Source organism: Prevotella sp. P4-98 (assembly GCF_002251405.1).
Classification (GTDB): Bacteria; Bacteroidota; Bacteroidia; order Bacteroidales; family Bacteroidaceae; genus Prevotella.
This window is the reverse complement of record NZ_NPJC01000038.1, coordinates 26,090-45,454: the sequence shown is the minus strand read 5'-3', so window position 1 is coordinate 45,454 and position 19,365 is coordinate 26,090. Positions and strand designations below refer to the sequence as shown.

Below are 19,365 nucleotides of genomic sequence, written 5' to 3'. Positions count from 1 at the left end.
GGATGCTGTTTCGGTCAAATGCGTTCCACTTGCTTCACACCTTTCACGGTGCGAAGCTTTTTTATTAGTGTTTCCAACCGTGTCGTGTCGTCCAGCATGACCACCAGACTTCCACTAAAGAGACCATCGTGTGAGTCGATATTGATACCTCTCAACACCAGTTTCTCTTCACGCGAGATGATGTTGGTGAGATTGTTCACAATACCAATATCATCGTTTCCTATCACCCGAAGTGTAATGGTGTACTGCGAGGCCCCCTTTCCGCTCCATTTAGCTTTCACGATACGATATCCGAAACGTTTGCGCATCTCTGGTGCATTGGGGCAATCCTCCCTGTGAATCTTGATACCTCCTGTGACGGTTACAAAACCAAACACCTTGTCTCCATAAATCGGTTGACAACAGCGTGCAAGCTGATAATCCACTCCTTTGAGATTTCGGTCGATAACAAGCACGTCACTTTGTATGGCATCTTGATGCAGATGAGTATTGTCCAACACGAAGTCGGCAGCAGTCTGTGCCACATTATTTCCTGTGACAGGCTGTTCTCCCTGCTGGATTTCCACATATTTATCTATGACGGAGTTGACATCAAGCAACCCATCAGCAATCTGCTTGTAAAAATCGCTAACCTCTTTGAATCCCAGTTTTTTGATGAGGTGCTGCATGGTAGAGTCTTCCAACTCCAGTTTTCTGTTTTTAAACTTTCTTTCCAGCATCTCCTTGGCAAAGAGTCCCTCTTTCACCTGGGTTTCTTTCAGCGCCAGTCTGATTTTCGATTTGGCCCTTGATGTTTTTACAATATTGAGCCACTCCTGTCTTGGTTTCTGATTCGTCGATGTGATGATTTCCACCTGGTCTCCGCTTCTCAGCTGCTGACGTATGGTCACCACCCTATTATTGATGCGTGCTCCAGTACATGCGTTTCCTATCTTAGAGTGTATGTGATAGGCGAAATCAAGAACTGTTGCCCCTTTCGGGAATTTATAGAGATCACCTTTCGGTGTAAAGACAAAGACTTCATCTTCGTAGAGATCCATTTTAAACTGGTCCATGGCCTCTACTCCGTCACTTGTCTCAAGCATCTTTCTGACATTCGTCAGCCATTCGTCGAGTCCGCTTTCCCCTTTTATTCCTTTGTATCTCCAGTGTGCCGCCACACCACGTTCCGCCACTTCATCCATGCGTTCGGTTCGAATCTGCACCTCCACCCATTTCTTTTCCGGTCCGAGCACGGTGATATGCAGACTTTCGTATCCGTTTGACTTCGGCACGCTCAGCCAGTCACGCAGTCTTTTGGGGTTTGGCTGATACATATCCGTCACGATCGAATAGACCTGCCAACAAAGCATTTTTTCCTTTTCGAGTGGTGAGTCAAGGATGACGCGTATGGCAAAGAGGTCATAAACACCCTCGAAGTCACACTGCTGTTTCTTCATTTTTTGCCAAATAGAATGTATGGATTTTGTGCGTCCTTTAATATGGAAGCTCATCCCCGCCTCTTTCAGTTTATCGCTGATAGGTTTGATGAAGTCAGCAATATAGGCATCTCGTTTTTCTTTCGTTTCGTTGAGTTTTTCTCGAATATAATAATACGCATCGTGCTCAAGATATTTGAGCGACAGGTCTTCGAGTTCACTTTTGAGTTTATAGAGACCGAGTTTATGTGCGAGTGGCGCATAGAGATATATGGCCTCTTCGCTGACTTCTCGTTGCAGTTCTTTATCCTGAGCGTCCCGTATTTGCCTCATGAGGTTCACTCTGTCGGCAATCATAATCAGTATGACGCGCATATCTTCCGCAAAGGACAGTAAGAGGTTTCTGAAGTTTTCTGTTTCTATCACAGGATTCTTCAGATAGAGTTCTTTGATACGTTTCAGTCCTCGTAGAATGCGGAACACGGCAGTCCCAAACTCTTTTTCTGTTTCTTCCGGTGTGATGAGTCCACACTCCACACACGGGTTGAGCAACACAGCGAGTACCGCATCGCGTTTCAGTCCTATTTCCTCTACTATCAGTTTAGCGGTCTGAAAGGCCAGCATTACGGGATTCAATCCAAACACGTCACGTTGCAGTTCCTTCGACTCTATCAGCCATGTGATTTTTTGCCGCATTTTCTCTTCATCACCCTCTTTGAGCGATGTAGCTATTTCTTTGCGCAACAAATTGTAGAGCGTCATTGACGTATCTTTCTCTTGTGTTGTGAAATCGATTTTGTCTCCCATAAGGCTAATCCTTTCTATTTGTTAACGTTATCCTTTTAGGCCTGACAACATTCTATGTTCGTGTTGTGGCCTGTTTTTAATCGTCTCGCTGTTTCTTTTTCTTCAGTTTCAAAGCAGGAATCTTGATGGTCTGTCCCTCTTTGAGTTCAGCACTTGCATTCATTTTGTTGAACACCTCAATATAGCACACCATATCGTCGCTTCCGAGTTCACGCCGTGCTATGCGTTTTAAGTTATCTCCAGCGCGTACCTTGACTTCTCTGTCCAGTCCGGTTATTTTGTATGCTCCTGTACGCACACGGGCGTCCATCTCCGCATATTTGTCGTGCAGATTCTGACTTGTTTTCTCTTGAGGCTGTTCTTCTGAAGCTGCCTCATCTTCGTGCTTTGCCTCGGTCTTAACGGCAACCGAGTCGGCTTTCAGACTATCGTTTACCAATGTGTCTGTCACAACAGGATTGACCTTGACCACAGAAACTGTATCAGCCATTGCTGTCTGACTTGGAATTTGTCCGACACCATATAAGTAGCCGCCTACTGCCGATGCTACCATCAGCACCAAGACCAAGAATGCCCAACCAATATTGCGATGCCAATGCGATTCTTCTTCATCTTCTTCGTAGCATGTCTGCACAGCTGATGTATTTTCTTCCGATTCCTCATCGGCAGAAGGTACTGTAGGTTCGGGAACCTCTCGGGTTGGCTCGGGAGCAACTATGGGAGTTGGTTCAGGAGCAACTTCGGCAACTGGCTCGGGAGCAACTACTGGAGCTGATTCAGGAGTAGGTTCGGCAACTGGCTCTGGAGCAGGTTCAGGAGTAGGTTCGGCAACTGGCTCTGGAGTAGGTTCAGGAGCAGGTTCAGGCGTTCCCCCTTCACTTACAACATCAACCAAGGATTCCGATTGTTCAGAGTTATTTGTTTCGTCGGTAGTTTCTTCACTCTTCATGTCGGTAAACTCAACATCATCGTTAAGCACAACGGTTTCAAATTGCGAGAAAGGTTTGTTGACCAGTTCCTTCATCACCGCATCGGGTGTGAATGTAATTTTTGCATGACTGTCTATCAACACACGTTCACCGGTTCTGACATTGATACTCTCTCTTGCTTCTACCCGTATCATTTTGAATGTGCCGAGTCCCTTCACCTTGACAATTCCCTCTTCGTTGAGTCTGTCGTGAATCAGATCGAACATAGCCGTAGTAAACATCATGGCCTCTTTAGGTTCCAATCCGTTTTTTTCGACCAACACCTTGGCAATATTGTTGAGTGTGAGTTTATTCATAGTCTGTCTCCTTTCAGTTTTTCTTTCCAGGTTTGTGTAGGCTTGAATGTCAGCACCAGTTTAGGTGGTACAAGCATACGTACTCCCGATGCAGGATTGACCATGATGCGCTCCATTTTCTTTTTCGTTTCAAAGAGTCCGAAATTGGGCACCACCACGCTGTTGTCATCCACGAAGGCGTCGCTCATGGCAGTAACGATATTACTCACGAGTTTCTGGGTGATTCTCTGGTCGTAACCAGTGCGCTGTGACAGCATGCTGATAAATTCCTTATTGTTCATAGTCGTGTTGTTGCATATAAGTCAAATTCCTCTGCGTCGGTAATCCGAACATCATAGAACTCCCCGATTGTCAATTCTGTTTCGCTAACTGGTATCAGGACCTCCGGGTCAACCTCTGGTGAGCAGAATTCGCTTCTTGCAATATACCATTCCCCTTCTGTTCTGTCGATGATGACGCGCATGATTTTACCCACCTTTTCCGCCTCCACCTCTGCGCTAATATTCTGTTGAATGCGCATCAGTCTATCGAGTCGGTTCTGCTTCACGTCGTCTGGCACATCGTCTTTATAGTGTTTAGCCGAGTATGTTCCGTCTTCTTCGGAGTATGCAAAAGCCCCCATTCTTTCGAATCGTGCCCATTTGGTAAACTCGATGAGTTCCTGGAAGTCCTCATCTGTTTCCCCAGGGAATCCCACCATGAGTGTTGTTCTGATGTGTATTCCCGGCACTTCCTCTCTCATTTTTCTGATGAGTTCATAGGTTTGCTCCTTGCTGACGTGTCTATGCATTCTGTCGAGCATATTGTCGCTGATGTGTTGCAAAGCAATATCGAGGTAGTTGCAGACATTCTTTTTCTCTCGCATCACTTTCAGCAGTTCCCATGGGAAGTGTGCTGGATAGGCATAATGCAGTCTGATCCACTCCACGCCTTCTATGTCTGCCATTTTCTCCACGAGTTCGGCAATATGCTGCTTTCCGTCAATATCCACCCCATAGTAGGTCAACTCCTGTGCAATAACCTGAAACTCCTTCACGCCTTGTTTTACGAGATATTTCACCTCGTCGAGTATTTCCTCAATAGGTCTGCTTTTGTGTCGTCCCGTGATAATGGGAATGGCGCAGTATGCACAGTTTCTATCACATCCCTCAGCTATTTTCAGATACGCATAGTGTTTGGGAGTAGTAAGATGTCTGTGTGCCCCATCCGGCATTGACTCTTCCAGGTCAGCCAACAGTTGTTTGTAGTTGAATTTTCCATACCATCCATCCACTTCCGGTATTTCCGCCTCAAGGTCAGCCAGATATCGTTCCGAAAGACATCCCATGACAAAGAGTTTTTCGAGTCGTCCTTCCGTTTTAGCCTGTGCCATTTCGAGTATTGCGTCAATGCTTTCCTGCTTAGCATCTTCAATGAATCCACAGGTATTGATGACCACAATATCTCCTTGAGGTTGCTCACTATCGTGAGTCACCTCGTAGCCTTTGGCTTCGAAGAGTCCTATGAGATTCTCGCTGTCAACAAGATTTTTCGAGCACCCCATGGTGATGAAATCTATGGTTTTCTTCTTTTTATTCATGCTTAAAGAGTGAATCTACGAACTGGGTTTTATTAAACAGTTGGAGGTCGGTCATACCTTCTCCGAGTCCGATATATTTCACAGGCACTTTGAGTTGGTCGCTGATACCTATTACCACTCCTCCTTTTGCTGTTCCGTCGAGTTTGGTAATGGCGAGTGACGAGATTTGAGTGACTGCCGAGAACTGCTTAGCCTGTTCGAAGGCATTTTGTCCTGTAGAACCGTCGAGCACCAGCATCACCTCGTCAGGTGCTTCAGGCATCACTTTCTTCATCACGTCTTTGATTTTCTTGAGCTCATTCATGAGACCCACTTTATTGTGTAGTCTTCCTGCGGTGTCTATCAGTACCACGTCTGCGCCATTGGCTTTAGCCGAACTGATGGTGTCGAACGCCACACTGGCAGGATCACTTCCCATCTGTTGTTTGACAACGGGCACTCCCACCCTTTCTCCCCAGATGCAGAGTTGTTCTACGGCAGCAGCGCGGAAGGTATCCGCAGCTCCCAGATACACTTTCTTGCCCGCCTGTTTGAATTGCCATGCGAGTTTTCCGATGGTAGTGGTTTTTCCCACTCCATTGACTCCCACCACGAGGATGACATAGGGTTTGTGGTCTGTTGGCAGATCCCACGAGTCGTTGTCGTCTGTATTGTTTTCAGCGAGAAGTGCAGCAATTTCTTCACGGAGTATTCCATTGAGTTCACTTGTGCTGACATATTTATCCCGAGCGACTCTTTCTTCGATTCGCTCAATGATTTTGAGTGTAGTATCCACTCCCACGTCGCTTGTGATAAGCACCTCTTCAAGGTCGTCCAACACATCGTCATCGACTTTTGATTTTCCAGCTACTGCACGTGCCAGTTTGTCGAACACGCTTGTTTTCGTTTTCTGCAGACCTTTGTCCAGTGTTTCTTTTTTGTCTTTATTAAAGAATCCAAATATTCCCATGATTTTTAATTTTTCTTTTTGCAAAGGTACGATTAAGCGAGCAGAATACAAAAAGAAAAAGCAATTTTCTTTTTTTATTATCGAGCGAGAGTACCTAAGAGCATAGCTCAAAGGTAGTGCAAACCGAGCGAAATACAAAGAAAAACACATTTTTTCTTTTATTTCCGAGGTGCAGCCTACCTAAGACCGCAGGTCATAGGTAGTGCAAACCGAGCGAAATACAAGAAAAACATTCGATTATTGTGCGCATTTACATCAATAATCATTACCTTTGCACCCATGATATTCTATTTCTCCGGAACAGGCAACACCCGATGGGTTGCCCAACAATTGTCACAAGCCACGGGCGAGCGCTTGGTGGATATTGCCCAAGCATTAAGACAGAATGCTCTCCACTACACGTTGGAGCACGACGAGCGTTTAGGCTTTTGTTTTCCCACTCATGGATGGCAACCGCCCCACATCATGCGCAACTTTATCGAGAAAGTCGCGATCACCTGTTCCACAAACACTTACACCTACGCCATCACCACCTGTGGCGATGACACGGGTGAGACCATGACCATCTTCAACAACGACTTACGGAAGAAGGGCTTCCATGCCTCCACCTTGTTTTCGGTCATCATGCCCGAAACCTATGTTTGCCTGCCTTTCATGCTGACCGACACACCAGCGCGCGAGCATCAGAAGATTGCCGAGGCACGCACTGTCGTGGAGCGTATTGCCGAGACCGTCAAGCGTTGCGAGACCGGTGTGGTTGAACTGGAGCGTGGTGCTACTCCCCGCCTCTATTCCTATGTGATTGGTGCGTTTTTCAACCGTTGGATGATAACCGACCGCAAATTTACTGTCGATAGTCAGTCCTGCATCCAGTGTGGTCTTTGTGCCAAGGTTTGTCCTGTGGGAGATATAGCAGGTGCACCGCCCGTGTGGTTACACAACGGACAATGCACCTGTTGTTTGTCTTGTTACCACCATTGTCCCACGCATGCCATCAATTACGGCAGCATTACGCGGAAGCGTGGCCAGTATTATTTCAAGTCCGACCAATAACCGTGGGCTGTTCCCAGGTGGTCAATAGACCCTTGGACCGAAAATAGCAGTACCCACGCGCACCATCGTGCTTCCCTCTTCCACGGCAATAGGATAGTCGTGGCTCATGCCCCATGAGCGCTGTGTGAAGTATGGCGATTCAGCAAAATAGCTTTGCTTCACCTCATCGAAGAAGTTGTGTGCGGTACGAAATTCCTGGCGTATCTGCGCTTCGTCCTCCACATAGGAAGCCATCATCATGAGACCGCAGATGCGCACATGCGCCATATTGCGCCATTCGCCCTCTTCGAGCAGTTGGCGACAGGCATCGAGTGTCAGTCCGTATTTAGTTTCCTCTTCGGCAATATGGAGTTCGAGCAGCACGTCAATCACGCGGTTGTTTTTAGCACCCTGCTTCTCTATTTCCTTGAGCAGTTTGAGCGAATCCACCGCTTCTATCATCGACACATACGGAGCGATATATTTCACCTTGTTGGTCTGCAGATGTCCGATGAAATGCCATTGTATGTCGTTGGGCAGCACCTCCACCTTCTGTCGGAGCTCCTGCTCATGGCTTTCGCCAAACACGCGCTGTCCTTCTTCGTAGGCAGCCTGGAGATACTCCACGGGATGGTACTTGCTGATAGCCACCAGACACACTCCTTCGGGCAGTCGTGAGCGCACTTCGCGAAGATGACCTTTCACATCGTAATCCATATTCTTATGCGTTTTGCTGTTCGTATTCGGGTTTGTCGTCCACCTTTGTCTTGTTGTATTCAAACACATCCATCAGGGTTGTTTCAGCCACCGATGCGATGACGTAGTCGATCATGGTTCCGCCCATCACGGCATCTATGTTGCCCACAGCGCCTTTCAGCGTTCCAGCCTGCACCAGGTAGTTGACAGCTGTACGCTTCTCCTTTTCCGTTTTTTCGTCGATGGTGATAAACTGCAGTTTAGCCTTATACCATCTGTCAGCCATTTCCTCGTCGCTGAAGAAGATTTCCTTATATGGAGCTATTTTGATGTCTTTGATAGTAAACTCGCCACTGATGTATGAGGACATTTCCTCCATGATGCGTTTCTCAGCTTCGGTGAAACTGAGTGCATCAACGGTGTATGACTCGGTCACCTTCTTCTGAAGTCCATCTTCCATGGTTTTTTCGTATTGAATCTTACATTCAAACCAAATTGCTGTTCTGCTTCTCATTTTTTCTGATTATTATTTATATGTGTAATTGTATGAAAAATTCTATTATTTCTGCACCCCGTTGGCATTAGACCCCATGCCAATGGCAGCTTTCTTCTGATTGGTCAGCCGTTCGATGATTTCCGTAGCGATGGCGTGACTTCTGGCGGGGTCGATGGCAGCATCGGCAGCCAGCTCCTCCTGTGCTTTGAGCAGTTCTTTCACGTTTGATTCGCTCATCGCTCTGAAGTTTTTCTCCGTATTGCCCATATTCTTGCTGTTGTAGATCTTGGACAGTATGCGGTCGGCTTCCTTTTCATAGCGCTTGCGGAATATCTCTTCCGCCTTGGCATTGTATTCACGCTGGGTAGCCACAGCCTCTTCCGACATCGAGTCGGCAGGCACCACTCCGAGGTCTTCCGGTCTGAATCCATCGTCTATCAAGTCGTCGGTGGCGGTATGTGGGGCTGGTTTGACAAACTCGATATTCTCCTGTTCGGGCATGAGGTCGAAATAGAGCCCTACCACGAGCAACGCCACCACGGCAGCCACAGCCAGCGTCACCAGCGACCGATAGGTTCCCCGTCTGCGGTCTATGCTGCGTAGCATGTCTTCTGGCGAGGCATAGCGGTCCTCCGGCATCTGTGCGGTGGCTTTTTTGAAAGCCTTCCGGTAAGCAAACGGCAGTTGTGCATCGGCAAAGACCGTCTCCAACAGTTTTCCTATCGAATAGATGTCGCAACGCTCGTCCACGGTTCCACCTTCGAGCACCTCCGGTGCCACATAGTCAGCTTTTCCGTCGGCATAGAAAGCCTTCTGGTCGCTCAGCGCCTGATAGTAGGAACCACACGAGAGGAGCATGACGGCCTGATCGCCCTTTCGGAGGAATACGGTCTGTGGCGAGAAGCACACATAGCGCAGTCCGTGACTGTGCAGGAAGGCGGCAGCCTCCAGCAGTCCGCGCGTAAACTGCTCCATGAAATGGGGTTCAGCCACAATGGCAGGATGCTCGTTGAGCACATGACACAAAGGCACATACTGACCAGGTTCCAAGTCGAGTCGTGTAATCTCGCCCTGTTCCACCACAGGACGGAAGTGTATGATGTGACTGTCAGCAAGTGACAGGTTGCGGTCACACTCGGCTTTCAGAGCTTCACCAAACTTGATGTTGTCGAGCATTTCTTTTCGCACATGGACCACACTGCGATACTTACCGTCGATCTGCATGCGGCAGAATTCGCCAATCGGCAGTTCTGTCTGATAGAGTCGTCCTTGTCGGCGTGTGGCCAGAAGTTCTTCGTAGTTCATCGTTGATGCTTTTAGAATTATGTGGCACAAAAGTAATCATAATTTCTGAACCGAACAACAATAGTGCTGTTTTTTTCATCCCTTTTCTCAAAAATCGATGACAGCATCAGAAGATTGGCACGCAATTTGCAAAGTGTATGTCATAGCAAACAAAACATAAGATATACTATCATGCAAAAAGGTAATATTGGGGTTACTACAGAGAACATCTTCCCCGTCATCAAAAAGTTTCTCTATAGCGATCATGAGATTTTCCTTCGTGAAATGGTGTCCAACGCTGTCGATGCCACTCAGAAGCTCAAGACACTCGCTCAGCAGGGTGAGTTCAAGGGAGAACTGGGCGACCTTGCCGTGCGTGTCAGCCTCGATACCGAGAAAGGCACTATCACCATCAGCGACCGCGGTATCGGTATGACCGAAGAGGAAATCGACAAATACATCAATCAGATTGCATTCTCTGGCGTGAACGACTTCTTGGAGAAGTACAAGGACAATGCCAACAATATCATCGGACACTTCGGACTCGGTTTCTACTCTTCGTTCATGGTGGCGAAGCGGGTGGATATCATCACCAAGAGCTACAAAGATGGCGCAAAGGCTGTCAAATGGTCATGCGACGGCAGTCCTGCCTACGAGATCGACGAGGCAGACAAGGCTGACCGCGGTTCCGACATCGTGCTCCATGTAGATGACGACTGCAAGGAATTCCTGGAGAAGAACAAGATTGAAGAATTGCTCAATAAATACTGCAAGTTCATGGCCGTGCCCGTGGTATTCGGCAAGAAACAGGAGTGGAAAGACGGTAAGATGCAGGATACCGATGAAGACCATGTCATCAACAGCGTAGAACCCCTCTGGACCAAGGCTCCCTCAACCCTCAAGGATGAGGACTACAAGTCGTTCTACCGCACCCTCTACCCCATGCACGACGAACCCCTTTTCTGGATTCACCTCAATGTGGATTACCCCTTCAACCTCACGGGTATTCTCTATTTCCCACGCATCAAGTCCAACATCGAACTGCAGCGCAACAAGATTCAGCTCTACTGCAACCAGGTGTTTGTCACCGACCAGGTGGAAGGCATCGTGCCAGAGTTTCTCACCCTGCTCCATGGCGTCATCGACTCACCCGACATTCCTCTGAACGTCAGCCGCAGCTACCTCCAGAGCGACCGCGAGGTGAAGAAGATTTCCACCTATATCACCAAGAAGGTTTCCGACCGCTTGCAAGCCATCTTCAAAGAAGACCGCAAGGGCTATGAGGAGAAATGGGACGACCTGAAACTCTTCATTAACTACGGTATGTTGAGCGACGAAAACTTCTACGACCGCGCCAAAGACTTTGCCCTGCTCAAAGATACCGAAGGCAAATACTTCACTTTCGAGGAATACAGACAACTCATCGAGAGCACTCAGAAAGACAAGGATGACACCCTCGTCTATCTCTATGCCACCGACCGCGAAGAGCAGTACAGCTACATTCAGGCTGCCAAAGACAAGGGTTACAGCGTGCTCCTGCTCGACGGACAGCTTGACGTGCCTGCCATCCAGATGCTCGAACAGAAGTTTGAGAAGAGTCGCTTCACCCGTGTCGATGCAGACATCATCGACCGCCTCATCGTGAAAGACGATGCGCCAAAAAGTACCTTGAGCGACGACGAGTCTGCCAATTTGTCATCTGTGTTCCGTTCTCAGCTTCCCCATCTCGACAAGACCGAGTTTATGGTCGAAGTGCAGGCGCTCGGTGCCAATGCCCGTCCTGTCATGATCACCCAGAACGAATACATGCGTCGTATGAAGGAGATGAGCCGCTTCCAGGCTGGCATGAATTTCTATGCCCAGATGCCCGACTCGTTCAACCTCGTGCTCAACAGCGACCATCCCCTTGTGAAACGCGTACTCGACGAGTGTGGTTCATCTACTGCCGATGCCCTCAAACCCATCGAGAGCGAATTGCGCGGACAAGAGGCTCGTTTGGCTGCCCTGCGCCAGTCGCAAGAAGGCAAGAAGCCCGAAGAACTCTCACAGGAGGAGAAAGACGACAAAGCCAACACCGAGAAGGCCATCGCCGAGCAGAAAAACAAGAAGCAGCAGTTGTTTGCCGACTTTGGCAAGCAGAACGCTGTCGTACATCAGCTCATCGACCTTGCACTTCTGCAGAACGGCATGCTCAAGGGCGAAGCGCTCGACAAGTTCTTGCAGCGTAGCGTTGAGCTCATCAAATAAAGCGTTTTCATACGCTCCATGATCACAATCCCGACCCGCTCTCAACCGGTGTGGTCGGGATTTTTTTTGTTTCTTCTCGTCGGTCTTTATCTTTTTATCGACCTCGCCCCCCCCTACCATTGCCACCCGTTTTTGCTTTTCAAAAACTGTTATACTGTTATATTGTCACGCTTATATTGTCACACTGCGTTAACATGTCCTTGATGCGTCCCATTGGAAAATGGCAAGTCGTTTTCCCGTTTTTTCGATTAGTTTGTTGTAGCAATAAATTAGCAATATCGCACCCATTCCCACATCGTCGGTTTCTCCTTTTCAGTTCCCATGTTCCTCCCATTTTGTCCCATCGTTGTCCGCCTAATTTTGGGATTTAGTGCGGATTCACTGGTGACCTACTAAGGAGTTGCCCACGTCTGTGTGCGGACGGAATGTTCAGTGCGATGAGTGATTCTCTCTTGAATCGCAGTGCCGCCTATCTTGGACTGCGGTGCAAAGATAGTGCAAACCGAGTGGAATGTAAAAGAGAAACTCGTTTTTCTTTTCATTTCCGAGGTGCCGCCTATCTTGGACGCCAGTGCAAAGGTACGAAGAAAAATAATCGGTTCACCCATTTGTCCGTCAACTTGTGACCATTTTTCCCACGGCTTGTTACATTTATCTGTGTATCAATGCGTTACAAAGTCTAATTTTGGAGTGTAAATCTTGGCGGTTATTGTATGTTGCTGAATATAAGGCAGATAGGTGGAGCACTATACAATTATTGGCTTGAAACTGTGGTAAGATCATGGGTATGATGTTAGGCGCTGTAAAGAAAAGAGCCAAAAACGGCATTTTTCAGTAAAACGCAAAAAATGGCAATAACAAATAACAGATAACAGATAACAGTTTTGATAAACCGAAAATCAAAACTTCGAGCCAAAAATTTATATATAATATATATATATATTTATATATATATATATATTTATATAAGTTATATATGTTATAATTTGAAAATTGACTTCTTCTCTCTCTGAGGTGCTATTTATTTGCTTTACGGAAACTGTTATCTGTTATCTGTTATTTGTTATTTTCGTCATAAAGTAAATAGTTTTCATCGCTCACCAGTATAGATTTAATCCAAAATAGAAAATTCAAGCGCTATTCTTCCCATTTCCTTTTTGTGGTCTCGAAATTATTTACTACTTTTGTCGCTAAAATAAAAAGCCCACAAAAAATCCTGATCATGACCACATACAGATTCGCGATTACCGGACTACGTCACCATGACTTTGCCAACAGACTCGAAGAACTCTACGACAAGGCTATGGGGAAGCGTATGTCTAAGAAAAGCATTCCATTTTATGGCACCTTTTCTCTCCATGGCAGAGTTTAAGCGAGCTTAACTCTGCTCATTTGGCTTAACGAAAACGTTCTTTGAGTGCCATAATCAGGTAAAGTTATTAACAATATATTATCACTTTCCTAACATTGTGTATGGACAAAAAACGTACATTTCCGACATCATAAGAGCAAAACCAATGTCAATCGCAAGCGTTACAGTTTGACAGTTGACAGTTTCCATAAACCATTTTTGCGTTCAAGCGTTACAGTTGACCTATGGTGTAAATCTAAAATAAAATCTTAAAAATAATCTTTAACAAAAATCTTTTCTGTGTCATCCGTGTGATCCGTGTGCTCCGTGGATTTTTTTAGGGAATGTCACAGGGACTGGTCATTGACATCATGACTTATAATTCTTACAGCTTACAGTATTACAGTTATTGAAAAGGAAAAATAGGTTTCAGATTCTTAAAACACGAGGACTGTTCCTGTTTTCTTGGACCATGCCAATTCACACCAGACGTTACAGTTTGACAGTTTTCTATAAGCACATCCGTAAGGGATGGCACGTAGTAAGTTGGCATGTTACATGGGACAAAGTTATAATTTTATCCCTGGCATATCGTGTTACATAGAGAAATTTGACTTACAGAAAACCATGAACTTCGTTCTTCGTTTTCTCGTCATGGCAAAATCCGAATAAAATTCGGTTGTGCTCATTTGACTTAACAAAAACGACCCGCACATTTGAGCATCGTTGAGAGGCTTGGCGGGTTCTCGTGCTCCAAAGATACGAATAATCATTGATAATACAAACTTTTTAGAAAGAAAAATCACACAAAAGTGGAATTCTTTGACATATTTATGTTTGATACTGTTAAATCAAACCTTGAAATCATACTTTGCCAGCCAAACAAAGTGGTTTTCAAGGTAAAAATATTATCTTTATAACGTCTATACTCATACCGGAAGCCCCGATGGGCAGAGGTTGGGCAGACATACATATGGTAAAAGGCGTTTTTGTACGCTTTGGCTCTTAATCTGTGCCAATCTGTGCTAATCTGTGGTCTGAAAAACCAGACTATGCTCTGAGTCTTTTTTGTCCACAGATTATCACAGATTTTTAAATATCAAAGATATTTTAATTATCACAGATTATCACTTCAGAAAGTCGAGTAACTTATTATTATTCTCTGTGCCTCTGAGTCTCTGTGTTCAATAATAACTTTTCCTTTACCACAGAGGTGTTGTTGCGCGATACGGGGATGGGTTTGTCTGTACCGAATATCTGCAGCTGATAGGCAGAGTTGCGATTAGACATCGACACGACGAAGTTGAGATTGACGATGAAGGCGCGATGACACTGCACCATAAACGGTTCGCTGCCAATACTCTCCATAATCTGCTTGAGCGTGATTCGCATCATCTTGTGGCGCACCTCGTCTGATTCCATATAACATATATTGGCATAGTTGGACATCGACTCTACATATATTATATTAGAGGGAGGAAGAATGAGTGTGCTGTTGCCCGTGGCTCCCACGAGGTGGCACTGGCGCACTTCCTCGCAGGGAGTATTGTCGCTTGTTTCATCCTCCTTTTCTGTCTGTTCGGCAATGGCTTTCTGCCGTTCCTCAAGCAGGGCATTGATGGTGCGCACCTCTTCGAGCTGATGGCGCAGATGCCAGTTGCGGTTGCGCACGTAGGTGCCGATATACAAGAAGATGCATGTGGCTGAGACGTAGTATATGTAGTCAAAGAAATAATCAAGGTGAAATTGTTCGTCGTACCACCAGGGTTCGATGGGATTATTGCAGAAGAAGAATCCCCCGAAGAGAGTGAGTGCGAGGGCGAGGATGGGGATATTGATTATATAGTTGACGATAGAGTTGCGATGGACAGTGTTGAGCGGCAACTTGGGGTCCATGGGCATGTGGAGAATGTGGGCAGTGAATATACAGGTTATCATACTGACCGCAGTGGTTATGACACTCTGTGCGAGGAAGAACAGAGGGCGACCTTCGTGGATAGTCTCGACATTGAATGGCATGGTGAGCCATAACAAAAGGAATACGAATATGCCGGCATACACGCTTTCGTGAATGATGCGGATATTTATTGGTTCTTTTAATTGTCTTTTCATCATCGTCATAATTTCAAAATCGATTGCAAAGATACACCATTTATCCCATATTTCTAAATATTTGGGACAAATGGTAGGGATATGTGACGAATGGAAGACGTAATATCCCATTTCCTCTGCCTTATATCCCACGCTATTGAAGAATCCAAATATCCAACGTAACTTTGCAACGGAAAATTTTTAAATGAACAAAGATATGACGACATTGAAATTATGTTTGGCGGCAATCGCCGCAATGTTGGGAGTGGCAACAGCCAATGCCCAGACGGAGAAGAAAGATTCGGTTAACTACTCGCTCAACCTACAGGAGTTTGTGGTGAAATCCACTGCTCCGCGAACAAAGATGAGAAACGGTGCGATGGTCACTCGCATTGTGGGTTCGCCATTGGAGTCGGCGGGCTCGGTTGAGGACATGCTCTCGCGTGTGCCTGGTATGATGCGTATGGGTGGTCAGTTGCAGGTGATAGGAAAGGGTTCACCTATTTATTATATTAACGGACGAAAGGTGCAGGACCTTGAGGAACTGAAAAGATTGAGAAGTCAGGATATACGTGAGGTGGAGGTAGTCAATAGTCCGGGAGCTGCATACGATGCCTCGGTGAACGCCGTGGTGAAGATAAAGACGCGTCGTCAGCAGGGCGAGGGGCTCAGCGGTCGCTTCGACGTGAGCGACGAACAGGCATTGAAATCGGGCAACAACAACCTGACGTCCACCCTCAATCTCAACTATCGTCATGAGGGACTTGACTTCTTCGGCGGTGTGACATTCCAAAACGACTATCTCGATGGTTACAGGTCTCTGCTCGAGCAGAACACATACCTCAAGCAGAATACAAACTCAATTGTTTCCCATACCCAGACAGGATATACCCAATCCGACCAGAAATTTTCGCGTATGTTCTTCAACGCCGGAGTCAACTGGCAATTTGACGATGACAACTTCATTGGAGTGAAGTTGGAGAGAGGTATATGGTTGAAAAACCGCTACTGGTTTGAGATGGAGGAAGACGTGCTGCGCAATGGCATGAAGGAGGATTACCTGAAGTCGGAGAGCGACATCAAATACAAAAATCCCAATACCCTACTTGTGAATGCATATTACAACGGAAAGATAGGCAAATGGGGTATTGACGCCAATGTGGATTACTACTCGCAATGTGACAAGAACGACAATCATGTCAACGAGCAGGCTATGTCGGGTATGCGCACCGTGGAGTCGATGACCGAGAACAAGAGCCACCTCTTTGCCGCGCGACTTATTGCCGAACATCCTCTTTGGACAGGCAAACTGCAGTTGGGTGGTGAAATGACCACCGTGTGTCGCGACAATGACTATCGCATCAGCGGTGTGGATAATATCTTCGATAGGATGTCGAAGGTGAACGAGCAGAACTATGCCGCTTTCTTCGAATATGGCATCATGATACCCAAGGCAGGAATGTTGACTCTCGGAATGAGATATGAGCATGTGGCATTCGACTTCGATGATAAGACCGACCCATCGCGCTCGGTGAAGAGAAATCATGACGATTTCTTCCCCTCGTTATCTTTCGGCACTCGCCTCGGAACCGTGGAGATGCAACTAAGCTATGGCGTAAAGACCACACGCCCGTCATACTATCAGTTGAGAAGCGAAATCGACTATGGCAGCAAATACACACTGCAGACGGGTAATCCTCTGTTGGAAAACGAGATACGCCACACCCTCGACCTCTCGGGACGATGGAAATGGATAGCCTTCAATGTCAACTACCTGCATATCAAGGATGCCATATACGACTGGACATCGCCCTACGACGACAATGGAGTGGTTATGATTGGCATGGTGAACTTCGACCGTCCTATCGACGTGTTCTGTGCCTTCGTGAACTTATCTCCCACAGTGGGAGTGTGGACCACGAGCAATACAGTGGGAGTGCAGAAGCAGTGGCTCTCGTTTAATCTCGACGATCCGCGCGAGGCAACAGGCAAGCGCCATGTCACTTACGACAAACCTATGCTGATATTCAATAGCGACAATGCCTTCAGACTGAAACGCGACTGGCAGTTGGAACTCAACTCGCAGTTCTATAGCAAAGCCCACTACCGCAACGTGCGCCTGCTGCAGGCATATTGGAACTTGACCGCCGCAGTGCAGAAATCATTCCTAAAGGACAAGTCGCTCGTGGTGCGCCTCTCATTCTGCGACATATTCAACACGGCAAAGCAGGATGCGGTTATCGACCTCGGCAACTATACGCTGAAGCAAGGCGACGTATTTGGAGAGGGACGCGGCAACTACAGTTTCCATCGTGTGGCACTGTCGGTGCGCTATGCCTTCAATGCCACCAAGAGCAAGTATAAGGGCAAAAGTGCAGGCGAAGCGGCAATCAAGCGTATGTAAAGATGTCACAGGGACAGGTCATTGACATCATTATTTTGTAGTAAATCGTTGACGTTTATCGTCTAATGAATAAAAAAAATTTTGTTTCACATTTTAAAACGAGATGATTATGATAGTAACAACAACGCCCACTATTGAGGGGCATCCAATTAGAGAGTATAAGGGTTTGGTGACTGGTGAAACCATCATTGGCGCCAACTTCGTGAAGGACTTCTTTGCCGGCATCCGCGATATCGTAGGCGGACGCAGTGGCTCATACGAGAGCGTATTGCGCGAGGCCAAGGACATAGCATTGCGCGAGATGCAGGAGCGTGCACAGATGATGGGAGCCAATGCCGTCGTAGGTGTCGATCTCGACTATGAGGCTCTCGGGGCCAACGGTTCGATGCTGATGGTGACGGCAAGCGGTACTGCAGTAGTGATATCTTCGTTTGTTGAATAACTGATACACGATTACACAAGCATACTTACCTAGTATTATGGTACGACTGAATTATCTTGATAATCTGAAGGTGGCATTGACCTTCTTGGTTATATTCCATCATGCGGGACAAGCGTATGGTGACGGTGGCGAGTGGGGATATACTCCTTCAAATCCTGCGGAGGTGATGCCTTGGATATGGCATTTCTTCTCTACTAATGCTGCGTTCTTCATGGGGTTGTATTTCTTCATATCAGGGTATTTTATACCTGGCAGTTATGACAGGCAGGGATTTGGCACCTTTGTCAGGAAGAAAATACTTCGTCTCGGAGTTCCATTGTTGTTGATGGGTGGTCTTTTGACATATGCTACAGGAAAAGTCGAGATAGCCCACATGTGGTTTGTGGAAAGTCTTTTGATATTCAGCTTCTTCTATGCCGTAGTCAGGAAAAGATGCCCGGCAATATCTAAAGACTGCGACTCACGACCGACGCTAATAGGACTGTTTATAGTAGCATTGGTTATGGGCATCGGTAGTTATTTCATTCGTCAGGAGAGTCCACAAGATCATTGGATTAGTCTTAGTATATGGACATTTGAACCTGCCCACTATCTTCAGTATGTCATGATGTTTGTATTGGGCATACTTGCCTATCGATTTGACTGGCTCGACAAGATGACCAAGACGACGGGTGTTGTGGCATTGTTGATAGGTGGAGCATTGGCTATAGGAAACTATGTCCGACAAGACGGTGAGTGGAATGATTTCGTTTGGCAATGGTTTGGAATCTATGAGTCGCTGATGTGCGTTTTCATCAGTTTTGGCTTGTTATGGCTGTTCCGCGAGAAAGTCAATATGGGCAATAAAGCACTCTCTTGGCTCTCGGCTCAGAGCTATGGCGCATATATAGTCCATTTGCCGTTGATGATTTGTATTCAGAATATGTTTGATGGTGTATGGATGGGAGCCTTTGGCAAGTTTATGTTCGTCGGTGTTGTCTCAACTGTATTGTCATTCGCCTTCACATGGTTATTGCGCCTGTTGCCGGGAGTGAAAAGGGTTTTATGAATGATATTTCTTGCCCTAGGATGTCACAGGGACTGGCCATTGACATCATGACTTATAATTCTTACAGCTTACAGTATTACAGTTATTGAAAAGGAAAAATAGGTTTCGGATTCTTAAAACACGAGGACAGGTTTCTGTTTCTTGGACCATGCCAATTCACACCAGACGTTACAGTTTGACAGTTGACAGTTTCCCAAAATGAATTTTTTGCGTTACAAATAACAGATAACAGATAA

15 protein-coding genes are annotated in these 19,365 nt (G+C 46.5%); 6 read left to right on the top strand and 9 right to left on the bottom strand.

The features are described from left to right. Window positions 1–14: 14 nt before the first annotated feature. The 5 genes from CIK96_RS06030 to ftsY form a co-directional block, all read right to left on the bottom strand. Window positions 15–2,225: a bifunctional (p)ppGpp synthetase/guanosine-3',5'-bis(diphosphate) 3'-pyrophosphohydrolase gene (locus CIK96_RS06030; protein WP_094440057.1), complete on the bottom strand. Its 2,211-nt coding sequence runs from the start codon at window positions 2,223–2,225 to the stop codon at window positions 15–17. A gap of 76 nt (window positions 2,226–2,301) precedes the next feature. Further along, window positions 2,302–3,510 carry an HU family DNA-binding protein gene (locus CIK96_RS06025; RefSeq protein ID WP_094440056.1) on the bottom strand — a complete coding sequence of 403 codons (1,209 nt, stop codon included), beginning with the start codon at window positions 3,508–3,510 and terminating at the stop codon, window positions 2,302–2,304. Beyond that, window positions 3,507–3,791, bottom strand: a complete 285-nt coding sequence (locus CIK96_RS06020) for an HU family DNA-binding protein (RefSeq protein ID WP_094389895.1) — start codon at window positions 3,789–3,791, stop codon at window positions 3,507–3,509. Before CIK96_RS06020 ends, CIK96_RS06025 begins: the two co-directional genes overlap by 4 nt. Beyond that, window positions 3,788–5,089 carry a 30S ribosomal protein S12 methylthiotransferase RimO gene (gene rimO, locus CIK96_RS06015; RefSeq protein ID WP_094436160.1) on the bottom strand — a complete coding sequence of 434 codons (1,302 nt, stop codon included), beginning with the start codon at window positions 5,087–5,089 and terminating at the stop codon, window positions 3,788–3,790. Before rimO ends, CIK96_RS06020 begins: the two co-directional genes overlap by 4 nt. Continuing rightward, complete coding sequence (gene ftsY / locus CIK96_RS06010; protein ID WP_094389893.1) at window positions 5,082–6,038, bottom strand: signal recognition particle-docking protein FtsY; 957 nt, start codon at window positions 6,036–6,038, stop codon at window positions 5,082–5,084. Before ftsY ends, rimO begins: the two co-directional genes overlap by 8 nt. 279 nt (window positions 6,039–6,317) lie before the next feature. Here ftsY and CIK96_RS06005 point away from each other — a divergent pair, with 279 nt between their 5' ends. Continuing rightward, the gene (locus CIK96_RS06005; protein ID WP_094440055.1) at window positions 6,318–7,091 is read left to right on the top strand and encodes an EFR1 family ferrodoxin; all 774 of its coding nucleotides are present in this window, start codon (window positions 6,318–6,320) and stop codon (window positions 7,089–7,091) included. Window positions 7,092–7,112: 21 nt separating this feature from the next. Here CIK96_RS06005 and CIK96_RS06000 read toward each other — a convergent pair whose 3' ends face one another. From CIK96_RS06000 to CIK96_RS05990, 3 genes are read right to left on the bottom strand one after another with little or no spacing between them, the layout of a single operon-like run. Then, complete coding sequence (locus tag CIK96_RS06000) at window positions 7,113–7,787, bottom strand: YggS family pyridoxal phosphate-dependent enzyme (protein ID WP_094440054.1); 675 nt, start codon at window positions 7,785–7,787, stop codon at window positions 7,113–7,115. 4 nt (window positions 7,788–7,791) lie between these two features. Next, the gene (locus tag CIK96_RS05995) at window positions 7,792–8,280 is read right to left on the bottom strand and encodes a DUF4494 domain-containing protein (protein WP_094436156.1); all 489 of its coding nucleotides are present in this window, start codon (window positions 8,278–8,280) and stop codon (window positions 7,792–7,794) included. A gap of 45 nt (window positions 8,281–8,325) precedes the next feature. Next, window positions 8,326–9,567, bottom strand: a complete 1,242-nt coding sequence (locus tag CIK96_RS05990) for a hypothetical protein (RefSeq protein ID WP_094440053.1) — start codon at window positions 9,565–9,567, stop codon at window positions 8,326–8,328. A 171-nt stretch (window positions 9,568–9,738) separates the two neighbouring features. On the opposite strand from CIK96_RS05990, the gene htpG reads away from it, so the two are divergent. Beyond that, the gene (gene htpG, locus CIK96_RS05985) at window positions 9,739–11,793 is read left to right on the top strand and encodes a molecular chaperone HtpG (protein WP_094440052.1); all 2,055 of its coding nucleotides are present in this window, start codon (window positions 9,739–9,741) and stop codon (window positions 11,791–11,793) included. Between the two features lie 1,222 nt (window positions 11,794–13,015). Then, a complete protein-coding gene (locus tag CIK96_RS13220) occupies window positions 13,016–13,165 on the top strand; it encodes a hypothetical protein (RefSeq protein WP_158214837.1) in 150 nt (49 codons plus the stop codon). A 1,134-nt stretch (window positions 13,166–14,299) separates the two neighbouring features. Here the strand turns inward: CIK96_RS13220 and CIK96_RS05980 are convergent. After that, window positions 14,300–15,259: a LytTR family DNA-binding domain-containing protein gene (locus CIK96_RS05980; protein WP_158214836.1), complete on the bottom strand. Its 960-nt coding sequence runs from the start codon at window positions 15,257–15,259 to the stop codon at window positions 14,300–14,302. Window positions 15,260–15,452: 193 nt separating this feature from the next. On the opposite strand from CIK96_RS05980, the gene CIK96_RS05975 reads away from it, so the two are divergent. The 3 genes from CIK96_RS05975 to CIK96_RS05965 all read left to right on the top strand — a co-directional run bounded on the left by CIK96_RS05975 (window position 15,453) and on the right by CIK96_RS05965 (window position 19,129). Then, the gene (locus CIK96_RS05975) at window positions 15,453–17,639 is read left to right on the top strand and encodes a TonB-dependent receptor domain-containing protein (RefSeq protein ID WP_158214835.1); all 2,187 of its coding nucleotides are present in this window, start codon (window positions 15,453–15,455) and stop codon (window positions 17,637–17,639) included. Window positions 17,640–17,748: 109 nt separating this feature from the next. Then, the gene (locus CIK96_RS05970; protein WP_094391715.1) at window positions 17,749–18,081 is read left to right on the top strand and encodes a heavy metal-binding domain-containing protein; all 333 of its coding nucleotides are present in this window, start codon (window positions 17,749–17,751) and stop codon (window positions 18,079–18,081) included. A 37-nt stretch (window positions 18,082–18,118) separates the two neighbouring features. Then, window positions 18,119–19,129 carry an acyltransferase gene (locus tag CIK96_RS05965; protein WP_094440049.1) on the top strand — a complete coding sequence of 337 codons (1,011 nt, stop codon included), beginning with the start codon at window positions 18,119–18,121 and terminating at the stop codon, window positions 19,127–19,129. Window positions 19,130–19,365 lie beyond the last annotated feature (236 nt).

Coding starts and splice junctions, on each gene's coding strand:
- CIK96_RS06030 (WP_094440057.1), bottom strand. CDS start 2,225: ATGGGAGACAAAATCGATTTCACAACACAAGAGAAAGATACGTCAATG.
- CIK96_RS06025 (WP_094440056.1), bottom strand. CDS start 3,510: ATGAATAAACTCACACTCAACAATATTGCCAAGGTGTTGGTCGAAAAA.
- CIK96_RS06020 (WP_094389895.1), bottom strand. CDS start 3,791: ATGAACAATAAGGAATTTATCAGCATGCTGTCACAGCGCACTGGTTAC.
- rimO (WP_094436160.1), bottom strand. CDS start 5,089: ATGAATAAAAAGAAGAAAACCATAGATTTCATCACCATGGGGTGCTCG.
- ftsY (WP_094389893.1), bottom strand. CDS start 6,038: ATGGGAATATTTGGATTCTTTAATAAAGACAAAAAAGAAACACTGGAC.
- CIK96_RS06005 (WP_094440055.1), top strand. CDS start 6,318: ATGATATTCTATTTCTCCGGAACAGGCAACACCCGATGGGTTGCCCAA.
- CIK96_RS06000 (WP_094440054.1), bottom strand. CDS start 7,787: ATGGATTACGATGTGAAAGGTCATCTTCGCGAAGTGCGCTCACGACTG.
- CIK96_RS05995 (WP_094436156.1), bottom strand. CDS start 8,280: ATGAGAAGCAGAACAGCAATTTGGTTTGAATGTAAGATTCAATACGAA.
- CIK96_RS05990 (WP_094440053.1), bottom strand. CDS start 9,567: ATGAACTACGAAGAACTTCTGGCCACACGCCGACAAGGACGACTCTAT.
- htpG (WP_094440052.1), top strand. CDS start 9,739: ATGCAAAAAGGTAATATTGGGGTTACTACAGAGAACATCTTCCCCGTC.
- CIK96_RS13220 (WP_158214837.1), top strand. CDS start 13,016: ATGACCACATACAGATTCGCGATTACCGGACTACGTCACCATGACTTT.
- CIK96_RS05980 (WP_158214836.1), bottom strand. CDS start 15,259: ATGATGAAAAGACAATTAAAAGAACCAATAAATATCCGCATCATTCAC.
- CIK96_RS05975 (WP_158214835.1), top strand. CDS start 15,453: ATGACGACATTGAAATTATGTTTGGCGGCAATCGCCGCAATGTTGGGA.
- CIK96_RS05970 (WP_094391715.1), top strand. CDS start 17,749: ATGATAGTAACAACAACGCCCACTATTGAGGGGCATCCAATTAGAGAG.
- CIK96_RS05965 (WP_094440049.1), top strand. CDS start 18,119: ATGGTACGACTGAATTATCTTGATAATCTGAAGGTGGCATTGACCTTC.